The organism is Loktanella sp. IMCC34160 (assembly GCF_004145845.1).
Taxonomy (GTDB): Bacteria; Pseudomonadota; Alphaproteobacteria; order Rhodobacterales; family Rhodobacteraceae; genus SELP01.
Window position 1 is genome coordinate 88,431 of sequence record NZ_SELP01000002.1, and the last position, 25,052, is coordinate 113,482.

General features: G+C 63.6%; 17 protein-coding genes. 13 read left to right on the forward strand and 4 right to left on the reverse strand.

Annotated features, from left to right (window positions below):
• Positions 1 to 363 precede the first annotated feature (363 nt).
• Positions 364 to 1,578, forward strand: a complete 1,215-nt coding sequence (locus EU803_RS04790) for an MFS transporter (protein ID WP_129680347.1) — start codon at positions 364 to 366, stop codon at positions 1,576 to 1,578.
• 486 nt (positions 1,579 to 2,064) lie between these two features.
• Here EU803_RS04790 and EU803_RS04795 read toward each other — a convergent pair whose 3' ends face one another.
• Entirely contained in the window at positions 2,065 to 3,066 is a 1,002-nt protein-coding gene (locus tag EU803_RS04795) for a LacI family DNA-binding transcriptional regulator (RefSeq protein ID WP_129680349.1), read from the reverse strand.
• A 155-nt stretch (positions 3,067 to 3,221) separates the two neighbouring features.
• On the opposite strand from EU803_RS04795, the gene EU803_RS04800 reads away from it, so the two are divergent.
• The 5 genes from EU803_RS04800 to EU803_RS04820 all read left to right on the forward strand — a co-directional run bounded on the left by EU803_RS04800 (position 3,222) and on the right by EU803_RS04820 (position 8,774).
• A complete protein-coding gene (locus EU803_RS04800; RefSeq protein WP_129680351.1) occupies positions 3,222 to 4,259 on the forward strand; it encodes a sugar ABC transporter substrate-binding protein in 1,038 nt (345 codons plus the stop codon).
• Positions 4,260 to 4,337: 78 nt separating this feature from the next.
• Positions 4,338 to 5,132 (forward strand): ATP-binding cassette domain-containing protein, encoded by a 795-nt coding sequence (locus EU803_RS04805; protein WP_129681552.1) that lies wholly within the window; start codon positions 4,338 to 4,340, stop codon positions 5,130 to 5,132.
• Positions 5,129 to 6,385 carry a sugar ABC transporter permease gene (locus EU803_RS04810; protein WP_129680353.1) on the forward strand — a complete coding sequence of 419 codons (1,257 nt, stop codon included), beginning with the start codon at positions 5,129 to 5,131 and terminating at the stop codon, positions 6,383 to 6,385. The genes EU803_RS04805 and EU803_RS04810 overlap by 4 nt, the downstream gene beginning before the upstream one ends.
• A 19-nt stretch (positions 6,386 to 6,404) precedes the next feature.
• Positions 6,405 to 7,133 (forward strand): SDR family oxidoreductase, encoded by a 729-nt coding sequence (locus tag EU803_RS04815; protein WP_129680354.1) that lies wholly within the window; start codon positions 6,405 to 6,407, stop codon positions 7,131 to 7,133.
• 12 nt (positions 7,134 to 7,145) lie between these two features.
• Positions 7,146 to 8,774 carry an FGGY-family carbohydrate kinase gene (locus tag EU803_RS04820; protein WP_129680356.1) on the forward strand — a complete coding sequence of 543 codons (1,629 nt, stop codon included), beginning with the start codon at positions 7,146 to 7,148 and terminating at the stop codon, positions 8,772 to 8,774.
• 395 nt (positions 8,775 to 9,169) lie between these two features.
• Here EU803_RS04820 and EU803_RS04825 read toward each other — a convergent pair whose 3' ends face one another.
• The 3 genes from EU803_RS04825 to EU803_RS04835 form a co-directional block, all read right to left on the reverse strand.
• A complete protein-coding gene (locus EU803_RS04825; protein WP_129680358.1) occupies positions 9,170 to 9,793 on the reverse strand; it encodes a nucleoside/nucleotide kinase family protein in 624 nt (207 codons plus the stop codon).
• A 92-nt stretch (positions 9,794 to 9,885) separates the two neighbouring features.
• A complete protein-coding gene (locus EU803_RS04830) occupies positions 9,886 to 12,363 on the reverse strand; it encodes an FAD-dependent oxidoreductase (protein WP_129680360.1) in 2,478 nt (825 codons plus the stop codon).
• A 29-nt stretch (positions 12,364 to 12,392) separates the two neighbouring features.
• Positions 12,393 to 13,940, reverse strand: coding sequence for a trimethylamine methyltransferase family protein (locus EU803_RS04835; protein WP_129680362.1), 1,548 nt, complete (start codon positions 13,938 to 13,940; stop codon positions 12,393 to 12,395).
• Positions 13,941 to 14,034: 94 nt separating this feature from the next.
• Here EU803_RS04835 and EU803_RS04840 point away from each other — a divergent pair, with 94 nt between their 5' ends.
• From EU803_RS04840 to EU803_RS04870, 7 genes are all read left to right on the forward strand, one after another.
• A complete protein-coding gene (locus EU803_RS04840; protein ID WP_129680364.1) occupies positions 14,035 to 14,940 on the forward strand; it encodes a LysR substrate-binding domain-containing protein in 906 nt (301 codons plus the stop codon).
• A complete protein-coding gene (locus EU803_RS04845; protein WP_129680366.1) occupies positions 14,937 to 15,785 on the forward strand; it encodes a YihY/virulence factor BrkB family protein in 849 nt (282 codons plus the stop codon). Before EU803_RS04840 ends, EU803_RS04845 begins: the two co-directional genes overlap by 4 nt.
• Positions 15,786 to 15,899: 114 nt before the next feature.
• Positions 15,900 to 19,379, forward strand: a complete 3,480-nt coding sequence (locus EU803_RS04850; RefSeq protein ID WP_129680368.1) for an Ig-like domain-containing protein — start codon at positions 15,900 to 15,902, stop codon at positions 19,377 to 19,379.
• Positions 19,380 to 19,444: 65 nt separating this feature from the next.
• Positions 19,445 to 20,782, forward strand: coding sequence for a TolC family protein (locus tag EU803_RS04855; protein WP_129680370.1), 1,338 nt, complete (start codon positions 19,445 to 19,447; stop codon positions 20,780 to 20,782).
• On the forward strand, positions 20,779 to 23,043 hold the full coding sequence (locus tag EU803_RS04860) for an ATP-binding cassette domain-containing protein (protein WP_129680373.1): 2,265 nt from the start codon (positions 20,779 to 20,781) through the stop codon (positions 23,041 to 23,043). The genes EU803_RS04855 and EU803_RS04860 overlap by 4 nt, the downstream gene beginning before the upstream one ends.
• 2 nt (positions 23,044 to 23,045) lie before the next feature.
• A complete protein-coding gene (locus EU803_RS04865; RefSeq protein WP_129680375.1) occupies positions 23,046 to 24,215 on the forward strand; it encodes an HlyD family efflux transporter periplasmic adaptor subunit in 1,170 nt (389 codons plus the stop codon).
• A 308-nt stretch (positions 24,216 to 24,523) separates the two neighbouring features.
• Positions 24,524 to 25,045, forward strand: coding sequence for a hypothetical protein (locus EU803_RS04870; RefSeq protein WP_129680377.1), 522 nt, complete (start codon positions 24,524 to 24,526; stop codon positions 25,043 to 25,045).
• Positions 25,046 to 25,052 lie beyond the last annotated feature (7 nt).

Below are 25,052 nucleotides of genomic sequence, written 5' to 3' on the forward strand. Positions count from 1 at the left end.
GATCCGCAACCTGCGCGTCGCGGCCTTTGGGACTGTGTGCATCACAAAGAACACTGAATCGCTGCGATGAAGGCCCGCCTACTGGTATCCGACACGATGCCCTAGCAGACGCAGCGAAGGACTGCTTTTCGCCCGGCCGGCAGGCGCTAAAATCCAAAACTGCTGCAAAACGAATGTCTTGATTGGGCTGGCTACAGTCAGCAGGCCGATCAGGGCCAAAGGGTGGTCGGGGGACCTTGCGCTGCGATGCATCCGATGGCGGGTCTGAAGAGCCCGGAGCGGGCATTGGTACGCGGTCCTTTCAGTCAGGAAATCGATCTTTTGGACGAACGTGCTATGACTACTCAGAGGAGGATTCCCACTATGCCAGAGGTCCAGCCAGAACTGCCTCACTATCGCTGGGTCATTGTGTCGGCGTCCGCATTGATTTTGGCACTTGCTCTGGGCTCGATCGTCAACGGCATGTCTGCGTATGTCGTGCCGCTTGAAGAGTTGCACGGCTGGGATCGTGCGGACGTGTCGCTCATCAATGTTTCCGGGATCATGGGGCTAGCGCTTGGTGGCCTGCTCATGGGGAGCATCGCGGACCGGTTCGGCACACGGATTGTGGTCTTGGCAGGGAGCGCAGTTATGGGCCTCTCATATCTTGGCGCGGCCTTCGCGGATGAGCTTTGGCACTACTACCTGCTGATGTTCGTTGCCGGTTTCTTCGGTGCTGCTGGAATATTCGCCCCAATAATGTCGCTTGTCGGAAAGTGGTTTCCGATCGGCGCGGGCCTCGCGATCGGCATCGCGTCTGCCGGGCAGGCCCTTGGGCAAGGCTTCGTACCATTCGGCTCGGCCATCCTGATCAACTCAATAGGCGTTTCTGGATCGTTTGCCGTCACTGGAGGGCTCATGTTGATCGTGCTGCTTCCGTTGGCTTCCCTGTTGCGCCCCGTTGCCCTTCTCAAGGCTGGACAGCGTGTCGCCGTTGTTGAGAAGGATTATCCCCCGTTCCAACTGGTTGTGCCGATGATGTGCCTAGCAATATTGCTCTGCTGCACGTGCATGTCGGTCCCACTGATGCACCTCGTACCGCACATCCAGGGGCGTGGATACTCGGCTGATCAGGCCGGTGGTGTCATCTTCCTAATGCTCATGGTGGGCATCCTCGGACGTGTCGCCTTTGGCAAGCTCGCCGACGTGATTGGCGCTATCCCCGCCTACATGACTGCGACTGCTTGGATGACGCTTCTGATCTATGGCTTCATTCTGATCGACGACCTGTCGACATTCTACCTTTACGCTCCGATTTACGGTTTCGGGTATGCAGGGGTTATGACAGGTGTGCTCGCTACTGTGGCAGCCCATACTCCACCCGAACGTCGCGGTCTTGCGATGGGTGTTGTCACCATGTTCGGCTGGTTTGGCCATGCTAACGGCGGTTTCCTAGGCGGCTATCTCTACGATATGACCGGTGGATACTCGGCCGCTTATGGCTTGGCGGCTTTGGCTGGTGGCCTCAACCTCTTGGTTGTTGGAGTACTGTTCTGGAAAATTCGAGGGCCGGGCGCTGCTAGCCAAACAACGGCCTAAAGCGAACGACGGCTTCGTCCCGCTTGCTACCCTCGGGTTTAGCTCCAGCGTCGTGGCCGACGGTTCCTAGCGATAGATGGCCGCTTTCTTGTACTCCGACATGTTTCCCTTGCAAGCGCAGCGAAGGTCGGCACGCGCCCGGTCCCGCAGGCGGTGCCATCCAACTTAGCTTCAGAACGAATGTCTTTTTTGGGCTGATGATGCGTTCATCCGCTCGGCGACAGCCGACTTTGATCGCCTTGCGTCAAGTGTAGAGTCGTTCGTCCGAACGATGAACATGAGGGCAGGACACAGCCACGATTGAATCGGCATCGCGCCATTGGAACTGGACCTCGAACGCGCCTGAACGCTGATTTTCTGGTCATACTGGGGCCGCGCACGATGTCGTTTGCAGCTGTCCCGTCGCCAATTGCTCCAACCGCCGAAGGATAGCATACAGAAAGGGACCAAGCTCAACCTACGAGTGGAAATCAAGAAGGGAGCGGGTCAATCAAACCGGTGCAGCCTGCAGGGAACGAGCACTTGGGTTCCGGGCGTTTCCGGATGACCGATGAAACTGAAGGCCTTGCCCAGCATGCCCGAAACATCCTGTTCCACCATGCCCACATTTCCCGGAAGGAAGGACCCGAACGGATCCCAGTCGAAACAGCCATAGCGAACCTGTGCAGCCCGTGTGCCCAGGGTCCGGTGCCAGCGGACGACGCCTTCCAGCGAGATCGTCGAGTTGACGAATATCCCCGCCGGTCCGTCGGGTCGAAAATCCGCAAGAACCCTTGCGGCGCTGTCGGCGGAATACCCGGCCGCCAAGACATGATGGTCGGGCACCTCGATCCCGCGATCCCGATGAGCTGCGAGAAAGCCTTCGAGGCGCGCGGCGGTGTTATGATCGGCCAGCCGCCCGCCGACAAAACGCAAAGAGCCGGACCAACCCAGATCCTGGAGGCAGCGATCAAGGATCAGCATGGTCAGATCATATGCTCCCGCGCGGTTGTCAGAGATGACCGAGGGCACCTTGGTTCCCGGCAGGTCGAGGTTGATTGACTGGACACCCGCGGCCGAACAGAAATCCGAGATCCGGTCGGGATCGGTGGCCCCGGTCGAGATCAGGCATTCCGCCTGATACGAGATCAGTTCCCGTGCGGCCTCGAATTCCAGATCGGGATCGCGCTGGGTGCAGGTGACAACAGGAAACATGCCGCGGGCCCGCGCCAGTTCCTCGAATTGCTCGGCGATCTCCCCGAAATAGCGGTTGTCGTATTTCGGGACGATCATGCCGACGATGTTGGACTTTTCGCGGCGCAACAGACTGGCCTGCACGTTCACGGCATAGCCCTGTTCTTCCGCGATACGCATGACACGCGCCGCCAGTTTCCGACTCAGTCGGCGTTTCTCCCATGTGCCATTGAGCACCGCGCTGACCGCACTGGGCGAGGCATCTGCCAGGGCAGCGATATCGTAGATCGTTGTTTTCTTCTTGTTTTTGTTCATTTCGCCCTCGCTCGCATGGCCCCGACAAGGCCCCTCAGTCCGATTATTGACAAAACTCAATCGATGTAGCAACGTTTGCGCAATCGATAGAGCAACCTGTTCAATCGATTGCGCTTTGGGAGAGGCGCAAATCTTGGCTTGGAGGAGTAAAGCAAATGACCAAGAAGACAGTACTGATGGCGTCCGTTGCGCTCATGGGTGCGTCCATCGCCAGCAACGTGGCCGCAGAGACCGTCGCGTTTCTGATGCCCGATCAGGCGTCGACCCGCTACGAAGAACACGATTGGCCCGGTTTCCAGTCCGCCATGGGCGAACTGTGCCCCGACTGCACTTTGATCTACCAGAACGGCAATGCTGACGTGGCGCTGCAACAGCAGCAATTCAACTCTGTCATCGCACAGGGTGCCAGCGTCGTGGTTCTGGATCCCGTGGACTCTGCCGCCGCCGCCGCCCTGGTAGAGATCGCCCATTCGCAAGGCGTCAAGGTCATCGCCTATGACCGCCCGATCCCCGACACTCCGGCGGATTTCTACGTGTCCTTCGATAACGAGGGTATCGGTTATGCCATCGCACAGTCGCTGGTCGAACACCTTCAGGCTGAAGGCGTGCCGGAAGGTGCAGGCGTCCTGCAGATCAACGGCTCGCCCACCGATGCCGCTGCAGGCCTGATCCGCGACGGGATCGATCGGGCACTTGACGCGTCGCCCTACGTAACCCTGTCGGAATTCGACACGCCGGATTGGGCTCCGCCCAAAGCGCAGGAATGGGCCGCGGGCCAGATTACCCGCTTTGGGGCCGACATCCGCGGCATCGTGGCTGCGAACGACGGCACCGGTGGTGGCGCCATTGCGGCGCTGAAAGCTGCTGGCGTGGATCCGCTTCCGCCGGTGACTGGCAACGACGCGACCATTGCGGCGCTGCAACTGATCATCGCAGGAGATCAGTACAACACCATCTCTAAACCGTCCGAGATCGTGGCCGCTGCCGCAGCAGAGGTTGCGGTGCAGCTTCTCAACGGCGAAACGCCGGAAGCGACCTCCTCGCTTTACGATACGCCCTCGCAGCTGTTTGTACCGGCGGTCGTGACGCAGGAGAACATCAAGGAACTGATCTTCGACGCTGGCATCCAATCGGCGGAAGAGGTCTGCACGGCAGAATACGCCGATGCCTGCGCTGCGCTCGGAATCGAGTAAGCTAAACTGAACCGGCGTGGCGCCGCCCCGGAGGTGGCGCCACGTGTTCCTTGGGAGGACGACGTCTTGGTACAGGCCATGAATGCCCGTGAAAAAGGGGAGCTGATCCTGCGTCTGCGCGGGATCGGAAAGCAATTCGGCGCGGTCACCGCGCTTGAAGACATCGAGCTGGATGTTCATGCAGGCGAGGTGGTTGCGCTGGTGGGCGACAATGGCGCGGGCAAGTCCACATTGGTCAAGGTCCTCGCAGGGGTGCATCAGGCCACCGCGGGAACGATCGAATACCTCGGCAAAGAGGTAACGCTGGACACCCCCGGCACCGCTCTGGAACTGGGCATCGCGACGGTTTTCCAAGACCTGGCTCTTTGCGAAAACCTTGATGTCGTGGCCAACCTGTTTCTGGGTCACGAACTGTCACCCTGGCGCCTTGACGAGGTGCAGATGGAGGTTCGCGCCTGGACGCTGTTGCAGGAACTGGCGGCGCGCATCCCGTCGGTCCGCGAACCCATCGCTTCGCTGTCCGGCGGCCAGCGCCAGACGGTGGCAATCGCCCGGTCGCTTCTGCTGGACCCGAAAATCATCATGCTGGACGAACCGACCGCCGCCTTGGGCGTTGCGCAGACTGCCGAGGTCCTGAACCTGATCGAAAGGGTCCGGGACCGGGGCCACGGCGTCATCCTGATTTCTCACAACATGGAAGATGTCCGCGCCGTGGCTGACCGGATCGTGGTCCTGCGCCTGGGCAGGAACAACGGCGTGTTTACGGCCGAATCCTCGCATGAAGACCTTGTCGCCGCCATAACGGGCGCCTCTGAAAACTCGGTGTCTCGTCGTGCCGCGCGCAAACTGGAAGTAACGGGGGACGAGAAATGACCAACGACGTACAAACCAGCCAAACTGCCCCCCAGCTTGACCGCGCTGATAGCCGGGTGCGCCATGACGAAGGCCTGTCGGGTGCGCTGCGCGCCTTTGTGGATCAGGTCCGATCGGGGGATCTGGGCATGTTGCCAGTCTTTGTCGGGCTATTGTTGATCTCAGTTGTCTTCACCGCCCTCAATCCGGTGTTCCTTGCTCCGAACAACCTTGTGAACCTTCTATTCGACGCCGCTGCAGTAGGGCTGATCTCGCTTGGTGTTGTCTGCGTGCTGTTGCTAGGCGAGATTGACCTGTCCATCGGTTCCATGAGCGGCCTGGCCTCGGCCATGACGGGTGTTCTGTGGGTAAATGCGGGGGTGTCGCTGCCGCTGACAATCTTGGCCGTGCTTGTCACAGGCATGGCGGTCGGTGCGATCTATGGATTTCTGCGCAACCGTTTCGAGATGCCAAGTTTCGTCGCGACGCTCGCGGGCCTGCTGGCGCTTCTGGGGCTGCAACTCTATATTCTTGGTCCGACCGGGTCGATCAATCTGCCCTTCACCTCACCCATCGTGCGGTTCGGCCAGATCCTGATCATGCCGGCCTGGCTGTCCTACATGTTGGCGATCCTGCCCGGTGTCCTGATTGTCTGGAACGGCATCCGGACAGGACAGAAACGGCGGGCGGCCAATCTGTCGGCCCGCGGTCTGAGCGTGACGCTGGCTAAGGCGCTGATCCTGACGGCGGCCCTGGTCTTCGCAGTATTCTACCTTGAAAAGGGGCGCGGCGTCCCCTGGATGTTCGGAGCCTTTACCCTGCTGGTTGTCCTGCTCGACTACGCCCTGACGCGCACGAAATGGGGCCGCTCCATGTTTGCCGTGGGTGGCAATGCCGAGGCCGCGCGCCGGTCGGGCATCAACGTGCGGCGCATTCGCCTCAGCGCCTTCATGATCTGCTCCAGCCTCGCAGCGCTTGGGGGCGTCTTCGCGGCGGCGCGGCTGGCCTCGGCCAGTCAGCAGGCCGGCACGGGCGATGTGAACCTCAATGCCATCGCCGCCGCGGTCATCGGGGGCACCTCGCTTTTTGGCGGGCGCGGTTCGGCCTGGTCTGCCCTGCTCGGCGTGATTGTCATCATGGCAATTTCAAACGGATTGACCCTTCTCAACCTCAGCTCCTCGCTGCGTTACATGATCACCGGCGCCGTGTTGGCAATCGCCGTCATCGTCGACTCGCTCGCGCGGCGGTCCCGCGCCAGCCATGGCCGCGCCTGAACCGGGAAAGGAAAACCAGATGACCGACGCACTGAAAGGCAAGACCGCCGCCATCACGGGCGCGGCATCGGGGATCGGGCTGGAATGCGCCCGGATCCTGATCGAGGAAGGCGCGCAGGTCGTGTTGATCGACCGGGCCGAGGATCGACTGAACGCACTTTGCGCAGAGCTGGGCGAGGCTGCGCATCCGCTGGTGGTCGACCTGCTCGACGGGGCGCAGGTATCGGGGATGTTGCCCCGGATCGAGGCACTGGTCGGGCCGCTGGACATCTTCCACGCCAATGCCGGCGCTTATGTGGGCGGTCCGGCAGCCGAAGGCGATCCTGACCAGTGGGACATGGTGCTAAACCTGAACGTCAACGCCGCGTTCCGCTGTGTGCAGGCCGTGCTGCCCGCGATGATCGAACGGCGCACCGGCGACGTGATCTTTACCAGTTCGGTTGCTGGGGTCGTGCCGGTCGTCTGGGAGCCTGTCTATACCGCATCGAAATTCGCGGTTCAGGCCTTCCTGCATGCCACGCGACGGCAGGTGTCCGAATACGGCATCCGCATGGGTGCCGTCCTCCCGGGGCCAGTCGTCACGGCATTGCTGGACGACTGGCCGACCGAGAAGATGGAGGAAGCCCTTGCCAACGGGTCGCTGATGCAGCCGCGCGAAGTCGCCGAGGCGGTTCTGTTCATGCTGACCCGTCCGCGCGGCGTGGTGATCCGCGACTTGGTGATCCTGCCCAACAGTGTCGACCTCTAGGCGGGCGGGGCAATGACAGCGACGCAAACAGACCCGCGCCTTTTGATCGGAGTCGATGTCGGGACGGGCAGCGCCCGCGCCGGCGTCTTTACCACTGACGGGCAGATGATCGGTACAGCGAAACACCCCATCGCCATGCATCGCGAAGGCGGCGTCATCGCCGAACAATCCAGCGAAGATATCTGGCAAGCGGTTGCGGCGTCGGTACGCGGAGCAATGACTGCGGCCGGAGCTGACCCGGAACAGGTTGCGGGGATCGGCTTCGACGCGACCTGTTCTCTGGTGGTCTTGGGGCAGGGCGGCACGCCGCTTCCGGTGGGAGACCCGGCCCATCCCGAACGCAACATCATCGTCTGGATGGACCACCGCGCGGTTGAACAAGCCGAGCGGATCAACTCATCGGGTCACCGGGTTCTGGACTATGTGGGCGGGCGCATCTCGCCCGAGATGGAAACGCCCAAGCTTCTGTGGCTTAAAGAGAACCTGCCCGATGTCTTTGCGCGGGCCTGGCAATTCATGGACCTGACCGATTTCCTGACCTGGCGGGCCAGCGGCGACCTGTCCCGATCGGTCTGCACAGTCACCTGCAAATGGACCTACATGGCCCATGAAGACGCATGGGATGCCGGGTATTTCCGACAGATCGGGCTGCCTGAGCTGGCTGATGAGGGGTTTGACCGCATCGGGACCTCGATCGTGCCGGCGGGATCCGCGCTCGGCGCGGGCCTGTCCGAGGCCGCAGCGAACGCTCTGGGCTTGCGGGTCGGAACTCCCGTCGGGGCGGGGTTGATCGATGCCCATGCAGGCGGTGTCGGCAGCATCGGCGCAGAGGGCGGCGGCGGGGCCGAAGCGAACATGGCCTATGTATTCGGCACGTCTTCCTGCACCATGACGACGACGGCAGAGCCTGTCTTTGTACCGGGGGTTTGGGGGCCATATCATTCGGCAATGGTGCCGGGGTTGTGGCTGAACGAGGGTGGCCAATCCGCGGCCGGGGCCGCGATCGAGGCGCTCTTGGCACTCCATCCGCTTGCTGCACAAATACGGGCCGAGGCGGAGGCGTCAGGCACGTCGCTCCCGGATCGAATGGCCACCGAGGTCGCGCAGCGTGTGGCCGATGGGGCGGATCTGGAAAGCTTGGCCCAAGACGTTCACGTTGTCCCTGAATTCCTCGGCAACCGCGCCCCCTTCGCCGACCCGCATGCCCGTGCGATCATCGCCGGGCTGGGCATGGAGCAGGACCTCGACAGCCTTGTCGCACTTTACGTCGCCGGGCTGTGCGGGATCGGCTACGGCCTACGCCAGATCATCGAAGCCCAAACCCGCGCAGGAGCCCCAGTCGGGCGGATCGTGATTAGCGGCGGTGCGGGGCGCAGCGATGTTGTCCGGCAGTTGCTGGCGAATACGACCGGGGTGGAGGTTGCCGCACCCGAGGCCGAGGAACCGGTGCTTCTGGGGGCCGCCATTCTGGGCAGCGTGGCCGGGGGCGTGACGCGGAATATTCCCGATGCCATGGCCGCAATGTCCAGGTTTTCAACCCGCTACGAGCCGAAAGGCGGTGCGGTGCGCCGATGGCACGAGGCTCGCTTCCGAATCTTCGAAAACCTACAGACCGCGGTTCGGCCATCTGCCAAGACTTGACCATTGCAGCATTGAAAACTGAGGCCCTGGATAAATTTCCATCGCGTCGAGCAGCCACACGGCATCACGCTGCTGGGATGAAAAGCGACGGTAGAACGGTGCGGACAAGGCTCCACCCTACCGGATGCCCTTAGTCGTCCAAGCAAGCCAGGCTTTGGCGTAGTGGCAGCCGATTGGCGCTTTGTCCCGCGATGTCTGAGGTCGAGCGTCCTCAGATCCCGCGCATACAGCGGACCGCGGCTATGCGGGCTGCGACTGCAGCATTTAATGAGTTTTCAACGTCCGTTTTGGCCTGGGAGCATTCTTTCCCGTCCTGCTCTCATCACCCCAGTCCGAATTTTCTGTGGCGCTCTGAACCCGGTCCAATCCACCACGAAATACGGATACCCACATTCCTAAAACTCGATCTGGGCGGGCAGGGCGCGGGCGATGACCCGTTCGGCGTTGGGGATGTCGTTGCCTTCGGCCCGGCGGGTCGCGGCGGTGCGGGACAGCCCATGTGTCAGCCAGCGCTGGATCAGCCGCCCCCGCAGTTCCGAAATCGGCGGGCTGATCCGGGCGGTGACGTCCCACAGGGGGGCAAGGTCGGACCACGGGGCCTCGTCGAACAGCAGGTAGTTGCCTTCGACGATCACCACCTCCAGATCGGCGGGGATGATGACGGCCCCGGCGATGGCGATGTCGCGGGCGCGGTCAAAGACCGGCACGGCGACCTCTTCCCCCGCTTTCAGGCGGCGGATCATGTGGACGAAGCCTGCGGCGTCAAAGGTTTCCGGCGCGCCCTTGCGGGGCAGTAAACCCCGCGCCTCAAGCACCCGGTTGTCCAGATGGAACCCGTCCATCGGCACGACCTGCGCCGGATGCTTCTGGGCGTTCAGTCGGCGGGCCAGTTCCTCGGACAGGGTGGATTTGCCGCTGGCGGGTGCGCCGACGATGGCCACGAGCAGGCGCTGACCCTCGATGCGGGCTGCGTCCACTGCCTCGGCCAATCTGTTGATTTGCGGTGTGAGATCCAACATCTGCTGCCCCTTGTCCGACTCGCGCGGACAATAGCCCCAAGGGGCGGGGGCCGGTAGCCCCCGACGGCCAGTTTTCCGCCGGGGGCAGGCGATCAGCTGCGCATATTGCCGCCGTTCGGGTCGTAGGCGGGGGCGCCCAGAATGGTGGCGGGATACATCTCGCCCAAGATCTCGACCGACAGGACGGTTCCCGGCGTGGCGGCCTCGGTCGCGACGTAGCCCATGGCCATGGACTGGCCGGTCCGGTGGGCATAGCCGCCCGAGGAGACGTAGCCGACCGCTGCGCCGTCCTGCAGCACGGCCTCGTCGCCGGATACGTCGATCCCGTCGACCTCGATCACCATGGTCACCAGCTTGCGGGCGGGGCCCGTCGCGCGCTGCTTTTCCGCTGCGGATTTGCCGACGAAATCCTTCTTCCAGTTGATGAAGGCGTCCATGCCGCTTTCCACCGCGTTGAAGTCGGGCCGGAATTCCAGCGTCCAGACGCCCCAGCCCTTTTCCAGCCGCATCGACATCAGCGCCCGCGCCCCATACCAGCGATAGCCCAGATCGGCCCCGGCCTCTTCGACCGCCTCGGCCAGACGCAACAGGTATTGCGGCTTGCAATAGATTTCATAGCCCAACTCGCCCGAGAAGCTGATCCGGTTCAGGATCACCGGCACCCCACCGACGAAGGTCTGGCGCAGGTCGCGGAACTTGAAGGCCTCGGCGCGGACATCCTCGCGGGTGATCCGCTGAAGCAACGCGCGCGATTTTGGCCCCGACAGGGCGATCCCGTGCCAATCGTCGCTGACATTGGCATAAGTGACATCGGCGGGCAGATCGCGGGTGAACCAGCGGCGGTGCGCCTCTTGCATGGCGCCAGACCCGAACAGCATAAAGTGATCATCGGCCAGACAGGCGACCGTCAGATCGCCATAGAGCCGCCCCTTGGGGGTCAGCATCGGGGTCAGGGTCAGGCGGCCGGGTTTCGGCACATAGCCCGCAAGAATGCGGTCAAGATAGGCGCGCGCGCCCGGTCCTTTGAATTCGTGTTTGGCGAAGTTGGCGATCTCGATCCCGCCCACGGCCTCTTGTACGACCTTCACCTCGCGCGCGACATAGTCGTGGCTGCGGTTGCGTTCAAAGGTCGGGGTTTCATGCGCGTCGTCCGGCCCGTCGGCGAACCACAGCGCATGTTCAAGGCCAAAGCCCTGACCCATGCGCGCGCCCTTGGCCACCAGCCGGTCATAGAGGGCCGTGGTCTTTTGCAGCCGCCCCTTGGGCAGGGTTTCGTTGGGGAAGGTCATCACGAAGCGGCGTTCGTAGTTTTCGGTCGATTTGACGGTGCCCCAGTCGGGGGTCGCCCAATCGCCGAAGCGGGCCACATCCATCGCCCAGACGTCGATGGACGGCTCACCGTCGATCATCCATTCGGCCAGCGTCAGGCCGACGCCGCCCCCTTGGCAGAAGCCCGCCATGACGCCCACCGCGCACCAGTAGTTGCGCATTCCCGGAACCGGCCCGATCATCGGGTTGCCGTCCGGGCCAAAGGTGAAGGGGCCGTTGATCGCGTCCTTGATCCCGGCCTCGGCCAGTGCGGGCACCCGTTCAAAGGCCAGTTCCAGACGGTCGGCGATGTTTTCCAGCTTGGGTGGCAGCAGTTCGTGCCCAAACTCCCACGGGGTGCCGCCGACCTTCCACGGCGTGCCGACGGGCTCGTAGGTGCCCAGAAGCATCCCGTCGCGTTCCTGCCGGAAATAGATGTTCGCCTCGTAGTCGATGCCGCAGGGCAGGCGGCGGCCGGCGTTGGCGATCTCTTCGATCCGGTCGGTAATCAGGTAATGGTGTTCCATCGGTTGAACCGGGAAATTCAGCCCGGCCATGTGGCCCACCTCGCGCGCCCAAAGACCGCCGCAGTTGACCACATGCTCGGCGATGACCGTGCCGCGTTCCGTCTTGACCTCCCACTGGCCATCGGGGCGCATGGTGGTGCCGATCACCGGGGTATGGGTGAAGTACTGGCCACCAAAGGTGCGGGCCGCCTTGGCGAAGGCATAGGTGGTGCCGGACGGGTCAAGATCGCCGTCCTGATCGTCCCACAGGGCTGCGTAGTAATGTTTCGGGTCGATCAGCGGATGCCGGTCGGCGATTTCCTTCAGGTCGATCCATTCCTGATGCAGGCCCATGTAGCGGGCCTTGGACCGTTCCCGCTTCAGGTAGTCATACCAGGTCTTGTTGGACGCCAGATAGAAGCCGCCGGTCATGTGCAGGCCGACGGACTGGCCCGACAGTTCCTCGATCTCTTTGTACAGCCCGATGGTATAGCTTTGCAGGCGGCTGATGTTGGGGTCAGAGCTGATCGTGTGGATCTGCCCGGCGGCGTGCCAGGAAGAGCCCGAGGTCAGTTCATTCCGTTCCAGCAGGATCACGTCCTTCCAGCCGAATTTTGACAGGTGGAACAGGATCGAACAGCCCACGACCCCGCCGCCGATGATCACGGCCTTGGCGTGGGAGGGCAGGGGCTTGCCCCGGCTGCTGTCGTCGGTCTGCTTGTTCAGCGTGGATTGGACAAGGTTGTCATCGGTCATTGGGGTCTCCTGATCTCTGCGCGGGCCGGTCAATACCAGGCGTCGGGCAGCTCTTCCTTGCGTTTGGCGACAAAGGCGTCGAGCGCCTCTTTCGTCGCGATTTCAATGGCGGGCGCTTCATAGTCGCGCAGCATCTTGGTCCATCGGGCATGGGCGCGGGCGCGCATGTCCAGACTGCCGCCCTCTTCCCAGCTTTCCACGTTTTCGCTGTCCGACAGGGCAGGTTCATAGAACGCCGTCTGGTAGTTGCGCATTGTGTGGGCGCAGCCGAGGAAATGGCCGCCTGCGGGCACCTCGGCATAGGCGTCACGGGCAAAGGCCTCGTCCGAGCAATCAAGCCCCTGATCCAGCACTTTCTGATAGCCGCCCAGCCGGTCGGCATCCATCACCAGCTTTTCAAACCCGGTGCACAGCCCACCTTCCATCCAGCCCGCGGCGTGCAGCACGAAATTCGCGCCCGCCAGCATGGTTGAATGCATGCTGTCCGCGCTTTCATAGGCGGCCTGCGCGTCCTCGATCTTGGAGGCGGTCAGCGACCCGCCGCAGCGCAGCGGCAAGCCGATCCGCCGGGCCAATTGACCGATAGCATAGTTGGACATGACCGGTTCCGGCATCCCGAAGGTGGGCGCCCCGGATTTCAGCGACATGGAGGACAGGAAATTGCCCAGAACAAAGGGCGCGCCGGGGCGGATCAACTGGGTGAAGGCGCAGACCATCATCGCCTCGGCCATGGCCTGCGCGACCGACGCCGCCGTGCTGACCGGACCCATCGCGCCGGACAGGATGAACGGCACAACGATCAACCCCTGACCGCGCCCACAGTAGACCCGCGCGGCCTCGGTCACGACCTTGTCCACCAGAAGGGGCGAGTTCGTGTTGACGTTGCCCATGATGACGCAATTGCTGTCCATCACCTCCCGCCCGTGCAGGATTTCGGCCATGTCGACACTGTCCTGCGCCCGGCTCATTTCCGTGATCGCGCCAAGGTGGGGTTTGTCGGACACGGTCATATGGGCGTGGACCATGTCCAGATGCCGCTTGGACACGGGAACGTCCGTCGGCTCGGCGATGACCAGCCCGGTGTGGTGCAGTTGCGGCAGCATATAGGCCAGCTTCACCAGTTTTTCGAAATCGTCGAAGGTGGCGTAGCGGCGGCCGCCTTCCAGATCACGGACAAAGGGGGCGCCATAGATCGGGGCAAAGACCTGATTGTTGCCGCCGATGACCACCGATCGGGCAGGGTTGCGGGCCACTTGGGTAAACTCGCGCGGGGCCTTGGCGCAAAGCGCGCGGATCATCTGCGCGTCGGCCTTGATCAGGTCGCCATGCTCGCCCGTGGGCATGACGCCCGCCTTGCGCCAGATCTCCAGCGCCTCCGGGTCGTCCCGGAAGGCGATGCCGATGTTTTCTATGATCCAATCGACCTGCGCGTCGATCTTTTCCAACTGGTCTTCGTCCAGCGGATCGAAGAAGGGCAGAACCCGCCGGATATAGGGCGAGGCGGGCGCGGCCTGTGGGCCGGTGTCGGTGCCCCGGTCGCGGCGGCGGGCGGATCGGGTGCGGCGGGATTCGGTCATGTGGGACTCCGTGGAACGGGTGCCAAAGTATGACCTTTTCAAAACCGCGTATTCCCCCTATTTTCTTTTGTAGATCATAATCAGGAATTATGAATTGAAAGACGGGTTGTCGCATAGCCTGCCGCATCTTTTGGCGTTCGAGGCCGCGGCGCGTCACGGGTCGTTCACCCGCGCGGCGGAAGAACTGGGCGTCAGCCAGCCCGCGATCAGCCAGTCAGTGCGCAAGCTGGAGGACCGGATCGGCGTGGCGCTGTTCACCCGCAACCGCAAATCCATCGCCCTGACCGAGGCGGGCAGGATCTTGGGTGAAGATGCCGAACGGGCCTTTGGCCGCTTGGGCAATACCCTGCGCCAGTTGCGACAGATGGGGCGGCCAGATCACGTGACCCTTTCGGTCTCTTCGGCCTTTGCGCATTACTGGATGGTCCCGCGCCTGCAATCCTTTCACGCCGCCCATCCGGGCATCGACCTGCGGATGCAGCAGACGGACAAGGACATTGATCCGGGGCAGGAAGGCGTATCGCTGGCGGTCTGGCGCGGGCAGGGGGACTGGAAAGGCTGCCGGTCGCATCTGATCGCGGCGGAACAGGTCTGGCCTGTCGCCTCGCCCGCCTGGGTGGCCCGGAACGGTCATCCGGACAGCATCGCGGACCTTGCCGGGTCTGCCCTGATCACGCTGGAAGAACCGTTTCGCTATCGCCCCGGCTGGGCCGATTATTTCGCCGCTTTCGGGGTGTCTTACGCGGACCGGGGCGGGGGGTTGCGTCTGAACGACTATGCGCTTGTCCTTCAGGCCGCGATGGCGGGTGAAGGCGTGGCCTTTGGCTGGGGGCATGTGACGCAGACGCTTGTCGACAAGGGGATGCTGGTGCGGCTGGGGGACTGGTGCTGGACCTCGGGGGCGGGGTTCTACCTTGTCTGGTCCGAGGTGGCGGACATGCCGCCGGAAGTGGCGCAGGTGCGGGATTGGATCATCTCGGTGGCAGAGGAGCGGGCATGAGCGGTTGGTATGGGCGGGTGCGGGCCATCCTGCGCGAGGCGAACGCGGTGACGACCCGCAACGATCTGGACCTGATCGCCGCCGGGGTGGCCTTCTACGGTCTGTTTTCGATTTTCCCGGCGCTGGCTGCGACCATCGCCATCCTTGGCCTTATCTCTGATCCCGTAGTGGTCGAGGCCCAGCTTGACCTGATGCGCGATGTGATCCCGGCGGATGTCTACGCCATCTTTGATGACCAGATCGCCCGGCTTTTGTCCGCCGGGGGCGGTACGTTGGGCTGGACGACCGTTGTGTCGGTTCTGGTCGCGCTCTGGTCTGCGCGGGCCGGGGTCGGGGCGTTGATGCGCGGTGTGAACGCGATCTTCGGCAACCCGCCGCGCGGAGGACTGCGGCACCTGTTCGCCGCGCTTGTGATGACCGTTTCCTTGATCGCTGTTGCGCTGGTGGCGCTCGCTGCGGTTGTCGGCGCCCCCATTGCCATCGCACTTTTGCCCGAAAACGCGCCCACAGCCCGGATGCTTGAAGGGGTCCGCTGGATTGTCGCGCTGGGGGTGCTACTGGCGGCCCTGGCGATCCTCTACCGATATGGCCCGAACAGCCGGGGCGCGCGGGGCGGATGGCTGACGCCGGGGGCGATCATCGCGCTGGTGCTGTGGTTCGGCGCGTCTTGGGCCTTTTCCGAATACCTTTCCAACTTCGGCCGCTACAACGAGGTCTACGGATCACTGGGGGCGGTCATCGCGCTTTTGATGTGGTTCTACATCAGCGCCTACCTCATCCTTCTGGGGGCGGTGTTTGATGTGTCGCTGGCCACCCGGCCCGCAGATCCCACCACCTCTGATTGAGCGGCAAGTCCTTCAAATTTCCCCTAGAATTTGTGATTCGTTCCAGATATTGTGTCGGATAACAAAAAGTGGGCCGGTTGTTCCCGGACCCGCGTATGAGGCGGAGTGAGTATTATGTCAGCGATTGAGTTCGTTGTCCGCGATTCTGCGGGCACTGTTCGGCACGGGTCTGTAGCGAGTGAAACGGGTGGAATGCAGTCCATCATCGTCTCCGCTGACCAGGAAATTTCCCTAAACCTTCACCGAAGCCAGGTCGTGTCCTACCGACGCGAAGGGCAGGCGTTGGAACTGACCTTGATCGACGGTCGTGTGATCGTGATCGAGGGGTTCTTCACGCCCGACGGGATTGCCGAGAACCGGCTGTTCCTGTCGGCGGATGGTCTTCTGGCCGAGGTGGAGCTTTCGGCGGGCGAGGGGGGCAGCTATTACGCCGCCTATTCGGACGCGGACGCTGTCGGTAAATGGAGCGCGGACGACGCCCTGTATTTCATGCGCAGTCCTGATGTGATGCTGGCCAATTACGAGGCGATCGCGGTCGCGGATGGCGAGGCGGGGATGCTGGCCGCGCCCCTTCTGACCGGGATTGGCGGGATTGGCGGCGCGCTGGGCGCTGGCGCTGCCGTTATCGGCGGCGGCATCCTGATTGATCAGGTCTTTGATGGCGGCGGCGGGTCGTCCGGCCCGGTCGTGACGATCGAGGAAGGCACGCAAGGCACGGGCACCGTGGTGAACGGCGATGATGCCGCCGACGGGATCGAAATCTCGGGCACCGGCACGCCCGGCGGCACCGTCACCGTCACGATTGACGGGGATACCACGCAGACCACGACAGTCGACGAAAACGGCGAGTGGACCGTTGTCTTCGATCCCGAAGATGTGGGCGATGGCGAACATGATGTGACCGTGACCATCACCGATGGGAACGGGTCGACGACCGTCACCGATACCGTGCTTGTCGATACGGTTGCGACGGTTGACTTTGATGGCAGCACCGTCACCGGGGATGGCATTGTAAACGCTACGGAAAATGGCGGTTCCGTCACCCTGTCCGGCACGGTCGAGGCTGGGTCGACCGTTGTCGTCGAAATCAACGGCAACACTTATGAGGCGACCGTGACGGGAACCGAGTGGGAGCTGATCCTGCCCGCCGGCACCCTGCCGGGTGGAGAGTACGAACTGGACGTGACGGTGATCGCGACCGATGGCGCGGGCAACAGTGCCGCCACCGTCGGCACCATCACCGTGGACACTGTCACTACGATCGGGATGGACACCACCACGATCGGCGGGGATGGGTCCGTCAACGCGACCGAACTTGCCGGCGGCGTGACCGTGATTGGCACGGCGGAGCCGGGCGCGACGGTCGATGTCACCATCGGCCTTGTGACCCTGACCACCACTGCGGGTGTCGATGGCAACTGGTCCGTCGTGTTCGGGTCGGGCGATATCGCGCCGGGGACCTATGTGGCCGATGTCACCGCCACCGCCACGGACCTTGCGGGCAATACTGCGACCTCCAGCGGCACGATCCAGATCGACACCGAGATGAACCTGACCGTCAACACCGCGACGGTCGAAGGCAACGGGATTGTCAACGCGGCCGAAGCGTCCGATGGGATCAGCCTGTCGGGCACGGCGGAACCGGGGGCGCAGGTCACGGTCACCCTGAATGGCTATAGCCAGACCGTCACCGCGTCGGGCAACGGCACCTGGACCACCACCTGGCCCGCCGGGCAATTGCCGACGGGCGAAACCCAGTCGACCGTATCGGTCACGGCGGTTGATGCGGCAGGCAACAGCGAAACCACCTCGGGTACGATCACCTTTGACACGCTGGTGAACCAGCTGAACCTGACCTCTGGTCCGGTTGCGGGCGACAATATCGTTAACGGCTCTGAAATCGGCGAAGCGATCACCCTGAGCGGGCAGGTCGAGGCCGGGTCGACCGTCTGGGTCAACCTTGGCGGCAGCACGCTTCAGGCGGCGGTGGATGGCAATGGCAACTGGTCCGTCACCTTCCCCGGCGGCACGCTGGCGGCTGGCGAATACAACACCAACCTGGTGATCACCGCGCAGGACGCCGCGGGGAATACCTCGTCCATCAGTCAGGCGGTGCAGGTCGATACCGTGGCCGGGCACCTGACCATGATCGACGGCGATCAGGTCGCGGGCGACGGCACCATCAACGCGCAAGAGGCCGAAGGCGGCGTGCTGCTGTCCGGCACCGCGACGCCGGGCATGATCGTAACCGTCACCATGGCCGGGGCAACCCATCAAGTGTTGGCCGATGGCAACGGCAACTGGTCGTCGCTGTTCAGTGACGCGGAAATCCCCGATGGGACGACCACGGCGCAAATCTCGGCCTCGATCACCGATGCGGCAGGCAATACGACCACGATCACCGACACCGTCCAGATCGATACGATCGTCGATGACCTTGCCTTTGTGACCAACCCGGCAGGCGGCGACGGCACGATCAGCGGCAGAGAGTCGTCCGGGTCTTTCGTGACGCTGACCGGCACGGTCGAACCCTTCTCGAACGTGGTTGTGACGCTGGGCGGCCAGACCGTCACGACGACGTCGGACGCAAATGGCAACTGGACCGCGAATTTCCCGGCCTCCGTCGTGCCGACGGGCGAGGGCGATCTGGCGATGACCGTGACCGCCACCGACCCTGCGGGCAACGTGAACACGATCTCTGACACGGTGGCCTACGACACCGTCGTCAACGCGCTGTCCTCCAACGGGGCGACGATCACCGGCAACGGGTCGGTCAACGCGACCGAAGCCGGGCAGGGCATCACCCTGACCGGTCAGGTCGAACCCGGTTCGACGGTCTTCGTGACCTTCAACGGGGTCACCCATCAGGCGACCGTTCTGGCCGATGGCAGCTGGTCGGTCGATTTCTCGGCGGCCGAGGTTCCGGCTGGCGAATACACGGCCGAAGTGACGATCAGCGCGACGGATGCGGTCGGCAACACGGCCACGATCACCGATACCTTCCTTGTCGACACGGTCGCGCCCGAAACCCCGTTTATCACCGGGATCGACGATGGCCGAAGCGGGCTGCGCGGGATTTCCGTTGCGGATGAAGATACCTCGCTTCAGGTGCATCAGCTGAACGCCGACGGGTCTGTGACCGAGGTGGCCTTCGATCCTACGGTCGACAGTGCCTATGACGAGGTCGATCTGGCCTTCGCCGCCCCGGTTCCGGACGGATCGCAACTGGTCGTGACCTCGACCGACGCGGCGGGCAACCAGAACGCGACCCTGTTCGTGCTGGACGAGGCCGGATCGAACGTGGTGGACCTGTCCCATGCGGGGCTGGACGGTATCAACATCGGCGCGATCGACCTGAACTTTGCCGAATACAGCGAGTTGACGATCTCGGCCGCCGATCTTGAGGCGCTGACCAGCATCACTAACGAACTGGTGATCCACGGCGACCAGTACGACACCGTTAACCTGCAGGGCGCGACCATCGTCGATACCCGCACGATCGATCAGGTCGATTATACCGTCTACGAAATGGGATCGGCAGGAGAGCTGGTGGTGATCCAGGACGAGATCACCGTGAACAACACGATCATCTGATCGCGCATGGGGGCGAGCACGTCGCCCCCATCAGAACGCCTAAAAGAACGACTGGGGCACAACCCATGAGGCAGGGACAGCGGATACTGAGGGCAGGGGTGGCGGGCGCCGCGCTTCTTGCCCTTGCGGGCTGCATGTCCGATGGGGGCGGCACGGTCAGCCGGGGCGCCTTCGGCTTTCTTGGCGGCTCTGACTCCACTGCGCCCACGGATCAGCCAACGCAGGCGATGACCGCCGATCTGGGCGACGGCAGTCAGTCGGTCCTGATCGAGGGGCTGATCGACCGCCGGTCTGTCCTGTCGCCCGGACCGCTTCAAACGGTTACCGATGCGGTGCTGGCGGCCAATTCCCGCGCCGCCGAAGCCGAATTGCGCGCTGCCCGCCTGCGGGCCGAGGCACAAAGCCGCAACTGGCTGCCGACCCTCGGGCCGTCGATCTCTCTCAATTCGCTGGGGCAGGTGGTGACCTCGCTGTTCGTGGAACAGGTGCTGTTCGACAACGGGCGCAAACGGGCCGAACGCGATTTCGCCAAAGCGGATGTCGAGGTGGCCGCCGTTGCGCTGGCCGAAGACACCAACGACCGGGTCCGGCAGGCGCTGGACCTGTACCTGACCGCCGAGGCGCACCGTGCCCGCGCCGCCGTCAATGCCGCCGCGATGGAGCGGATGGAGCATTTCGAATATGTCATGCGCGAACGGGTCCGGGGCGGTGTGTCGGACCGGTCCGATCTGAACGTCGTGACCCAGAAACTGAACCAGCTGCGCGCCGATCTGGCCGCCGATCAGGATGCGGCCAATACGGCCATGGCGGAATTGTCGGCGATGTCGGCGCAACCGCTTGCCGGGCTGTCCGGCCTGTCGCCCATGGCCGATCCTGCCGGGCTGCGCCCCCTGGCCGCCGTAAAGGCCGATGCCGAAGCGACCCGCGCGATGGCCAGCGCCGATGCGGCCCGCGCCGGGTTTCTGCCCGGCCTGACCCTTGGCGGCACGGTTACAGGCGACGGCAACAACCTTGGCCTGAACGTCGCGGCCCCCAACGGCTTTGGCTTCGGCACCGGCGCATCCCTTCAGGCGATCGAGGCAGAGCGCGCCGCGTCGCAGGCCCGCATCGGACAGGTGGAAGAAGACACCAACCGCCGCCTGCGGGCGCTGGAAGGGCAGTTGGCCAGCCTTCTGCGGCAAGAGGATCAGGCCCGGACACTGGCCGCTCAGGCCGCTGCCAACTACGATATTTTCGCCGCGCAACTGGCCGAGGGGCAACGCGCGGTGCCCGAGGTCGTCGGCATTTTCGAAACCAAGATCCGGACCGAGCGCGAGGCGGTTGTCGTTGCCTATGACATCGCCCGCATCCGGGTGCAGATCGCCGCCATTCATGGCGCGCTTGTTGATGGGTCCCGGATATGAGCGGCCCGGTCATCGCCTTTGACATCAACGCGACGCGCGGCGGCAAGCTGACGCGGCTGTCCTCAGCAGAAACGCCGGACCAGCCGCAGGCCTCCAAGGTGATCCGGGTTGGGCCAGCGCAACCTGCCGCGGCTTCCGCAACCCAACCGCCGTCGCGCATTCAGGCCCGCGCCGATCTGGTGGTGGTCTATGCCGGGCTTCTGGGAGTCGATGTGACCCGCGCCGATGTGCTGGACGGGATGACAACGGCGGGCGATGCCACGCCAGAGGTTCCCGCCGCCAAGGCGATCCCCGCCGCGCTGGACCGGACCGGCCTTGTGACCCGGTCCGAACCCGCTCCGACCATTCCCGCCGACCGCCTGCCGGTTCTGGCGGTGATGTCGTCGGGGCAGGTGGTTCTGGTTCTGGAACATTTTGCCGATACCGTCGTCCTGCATGACACAACCCAGCCCGGCAACCGGGCCGAGGTGCCGTGGGACGAATTCAACGCGCATTTCGCGGGCCGCCTGATCCGGGCCGACCTGCCGGTCGAGGAACTGACCCGCCGTCATGCCAGGGACGAGGCCCTGCCGCATTGGTTCTGGGGCGAGGTGACCAAGTTCCGCCGCCATATCATCGAGGTGGCGCTGGGGTCTTTCGTCGCCAATCTTCTTGCGGTCGCCGTGGCTCTGTTTTCGCTTCAGGTCTACGACCGGGTAATCCCGCATCAATCGGTGGCGACCCTTTGGGTGCTGGCCATCGGCGCGGGGCTGGCCATGCTGCTGGAAGCCTTCCTTCGGATCGCGCGGGCGCGGTTGATGGATGGCGCCGGTCGCCGGATCGAGATGAAGGTGCAGGCCGTGCTGATGGACCGTATCCTCGGCATGCAGGGCGGGGCCAAACGGCAGGCTCCGTCGCAGTTGTTCTCGGCAGTGCGCGATTTCGGGTCGATCCGCGAATTCTTTACCGCCTCGACCATCGGCACATTGACGGACTTGCCGTTCATTGTGCTGTTCCTTGCGCTTGTCGCTTCGATCGGGGGCAATGTGGTCTGGGTTCTGTTCATCGGCGGTTTGCTGATGGTGCTCCCGTCGTTCTTTCTGCAACGCAAGATGATCACGCTGACCACCCAGACGCAGGGGGCGAACGCGAAATCCGCCCGGCTGCTGCACGAGGTGATCTACGAGGCGGACACGATCAAGGCGCAGCGGGGCGAGGAACGGTTTCGGCGGCTGTGGGGGGAAATGACCGCCCTGTCGTCGCTGGCAACCAGCGAACAACGCAAGTTGGCCTCGACCCTGACCTTCTGGGCGCAGGGGGTGCAGCAGGCAACCTATGTCGCCGCCGTGGTGGCGGGCACCTTCATGGTCTTCATGGGCGAATTCACCGTGGGCACCATCATCGCCGTGGGTATCTTGACCAGCCGGACGCTTGGCCCTTTGACCCAACTGGCAGCGACGCTGGCCCGCTGGTCCAACGTCAAGGCGGCGCTGACGGCGCTGGACGAGGTGGCCAACGCCCCGCAGGACGTGGACGCAGCCCGCACCTACCTGCGCCGCGACAAGATCGACGGTGGGTTCGAGGTGCGCGACCTGACCTTTGCCTATGACGAGGACACCGGCCGGGCGCTGGATATTCCCGGCCTGTCCATCGCGGCGGGAAGCCATGTAGCGGTTCTGGGTGCGAACGGGTCGGGCAAATCGACCTTCCTGAAGATCCTTGCCGGTCTCTACCCGCCCGCCTCGGGCCGGGTGATGATCGACGGGGTGGACATGGGGCAGGTGATGCCGCGCGACCTGCGCCGGCACATCGGATATTTGGGCCAAGAGGTGCGACTGTTCGCGGGCACCCTGCGCGACAACCTGAACCTGACCATGCTGGAACGCGATGACGACCGGCTGCTTCAGGCGCTGGATTTCGCGGGTCTTGGCCCGTTCGTGCGCGGTCACCCCAAGGGGCTGGACCTGCCGATTTCGGACGGGGGCGCGGGGCTGTCCATCGGCCAGCGCCAGTCGATCGGCTGGGCGCGGCTGTGGTTGCAGGACCCGAAGGTCTGCCTGCTGGACGAACCGACGGCGGCTCTGGATTCCACGCTGGAAACCACGCTGGTCAGCCGCCTTGAAACCTGGCTGACTGGCCGGACCGCGATCATCGCGACCCACCGGGTGCCGATCCTGCAACTGACCGACCGGACCGTGATCCTGCAAAACGGGCGGCTGGCCGTGGATGGGCCGCGCGACGAGGTGCTGAACCATCTGCGTTCCAACCGGACGGCGGGCTGACCATGGCGACGGTGGACACTGAATTTGAACGGGGGATCAGCGGGTCGCGGCTGATCATCTGGCTGGTCGGCCTGACGGTGCTCGTCTTCATCCTCTGGGCCAAATTCGCTTGGATTGATGAAATCGTCCGCGCAGAGGGGCAGGTCGTCTCGGCCGCCCGTCCCCAGATCGTCCAGAACCTTGAAGGCGGGATGCTGGCCGAACTTCTGGTCGCCGAAGGGGATGTGGTGGAACCGGGGCAGGTGCTGGCCCGGCTGGCCTCTACCCAGTTTGAAACCAATGTGGCCGATCTGACCGACCAGCTGGTCGCTGCCGAAATCCGCCGCCTGCGGCTCGAGGCGGAAATGGCGGGCGAGTCCGATTTCGGCGTGCCCGCGATCTATGCCCAGCACGCGCCGGGGATCATCTCGTCCGAACTGGCGCTGCTTCAGGCGCGGCTGGCGGACTATTCTTCCAAGGTCGCCAGCGCGCAGGCGGTGCAGCGCGAAACCCGGCGCGAGCTGGACTCGATGGAAGATATGTATTCGCGTGAGATCGTCGCGCTGTTCGAGGTGACCCGCGCCCGCAAGGCGCAGTCGGACGCCGAGGCCAAGCTGAACGAGATCGTCACCGGGGCCGAACTGGAGCGGGCCGGGGCCTATTCCGAGGTCTTGCAGGTCATCGCCACCCTGCGGCAGGAGTTGCGGCTGGCACAGGACCGGCTTGGCCGGACCACGATTACCGCGCCGATGCGCGGGATCGTGAACAACCTGGGCGTCACCACCATCGGCGGCGTTGTCCGCCCGGGCGAAGAGATTTTCCAGATCATCCCCTTGGGGGACGAATTGTTCGTCGAGGCGCAGGTCAAGCCCGAGGACATCGCCAACGTCGTTCCCGGGCAGCGGGCCACGATCAAGTTCACCGCCTATGACTACACGATCTTTGGCAGCCTTGATGGCGAGGTCGAGGTCATTTCCGCCGACACCTTCAAGGACGAACGGCGGCCCGAGGCCGAGGCGCATTACCGGGTCACGCTGCGGGTCGATCTGGCGGATCTTGACGACCGGCAACGGCAGATCACCATCCGGCCCGGGATGCAGGCAACGGTCGAGTTGCACACGGGTCAGCGGACGGTGCTGCAATACCTGACCAAGCCCCTGTATCGCGGCAGCGAGGCGCTGCACGAGCGATAGGGCGCCGCAGGGCGGACAGAAGCCGCAATCACCCCCTTCGGGGCGAATCACCGGGCAATCAATCCAATGTGTGTGCCGCAGGTTCAGACACCACCCATGGGTGCCCCTGCCGCGTTAACCCCATAATAATGTGTTTTTGGCACATCAGTGCCGCATCCGCGCCACACCCTTGCCCGATTGATTGGCGACAATTTGCCCAATGCGGCGATGGTTCTAATTGCGGGTGCATCGAGTCCTATCGGCCTCTATGGAGCCGCCTACGAAGCAACAACGCATCCATGCGTGACTACAGGCACAGGAGCATACTCATGTCTTCAACGTATGCGGCCTTCTTGGTCGCCTTGAAACTTATGGAGTCCGGCGGGGATTACCAGTCGGTCAACACGCTCAACTACCTAGGCGCGTATCAGTTCGGCGAGGCGGCTTTGACCGACCTTGGCTATGTTCGTTATGACGGTGATGCCTTCGACAACAACTACAGCGGCGGCTTCACCGGCAAGGACGGTGTGCGGTCGGTGCAGGACTTCCTCAACAGCGCCCGCGCGCAGGACCGTGCCGCCCAGGAATGGATGCGGCTGATGTGGTCCTATATCGAGATGTATAACATCGACCACTACGCCGGGCGTGAAGTCGGCGGCCAGACCCTGACGGTCAGCGGAATGCTGGCGGCAACCCATCTTCTCGGGCCGGGTGCGCTGAAGGAATACATCGACTCCGATGGCAAGGCCGATCTGCGCGACCCCTATGGCACGCCGATCGTCCAGTACATCAACCAGTTCGGTGGCTACGAAGTGCCCTTCGTCCGCGTTCGGGTGGCCCAGAACTCCTGACGGCGCG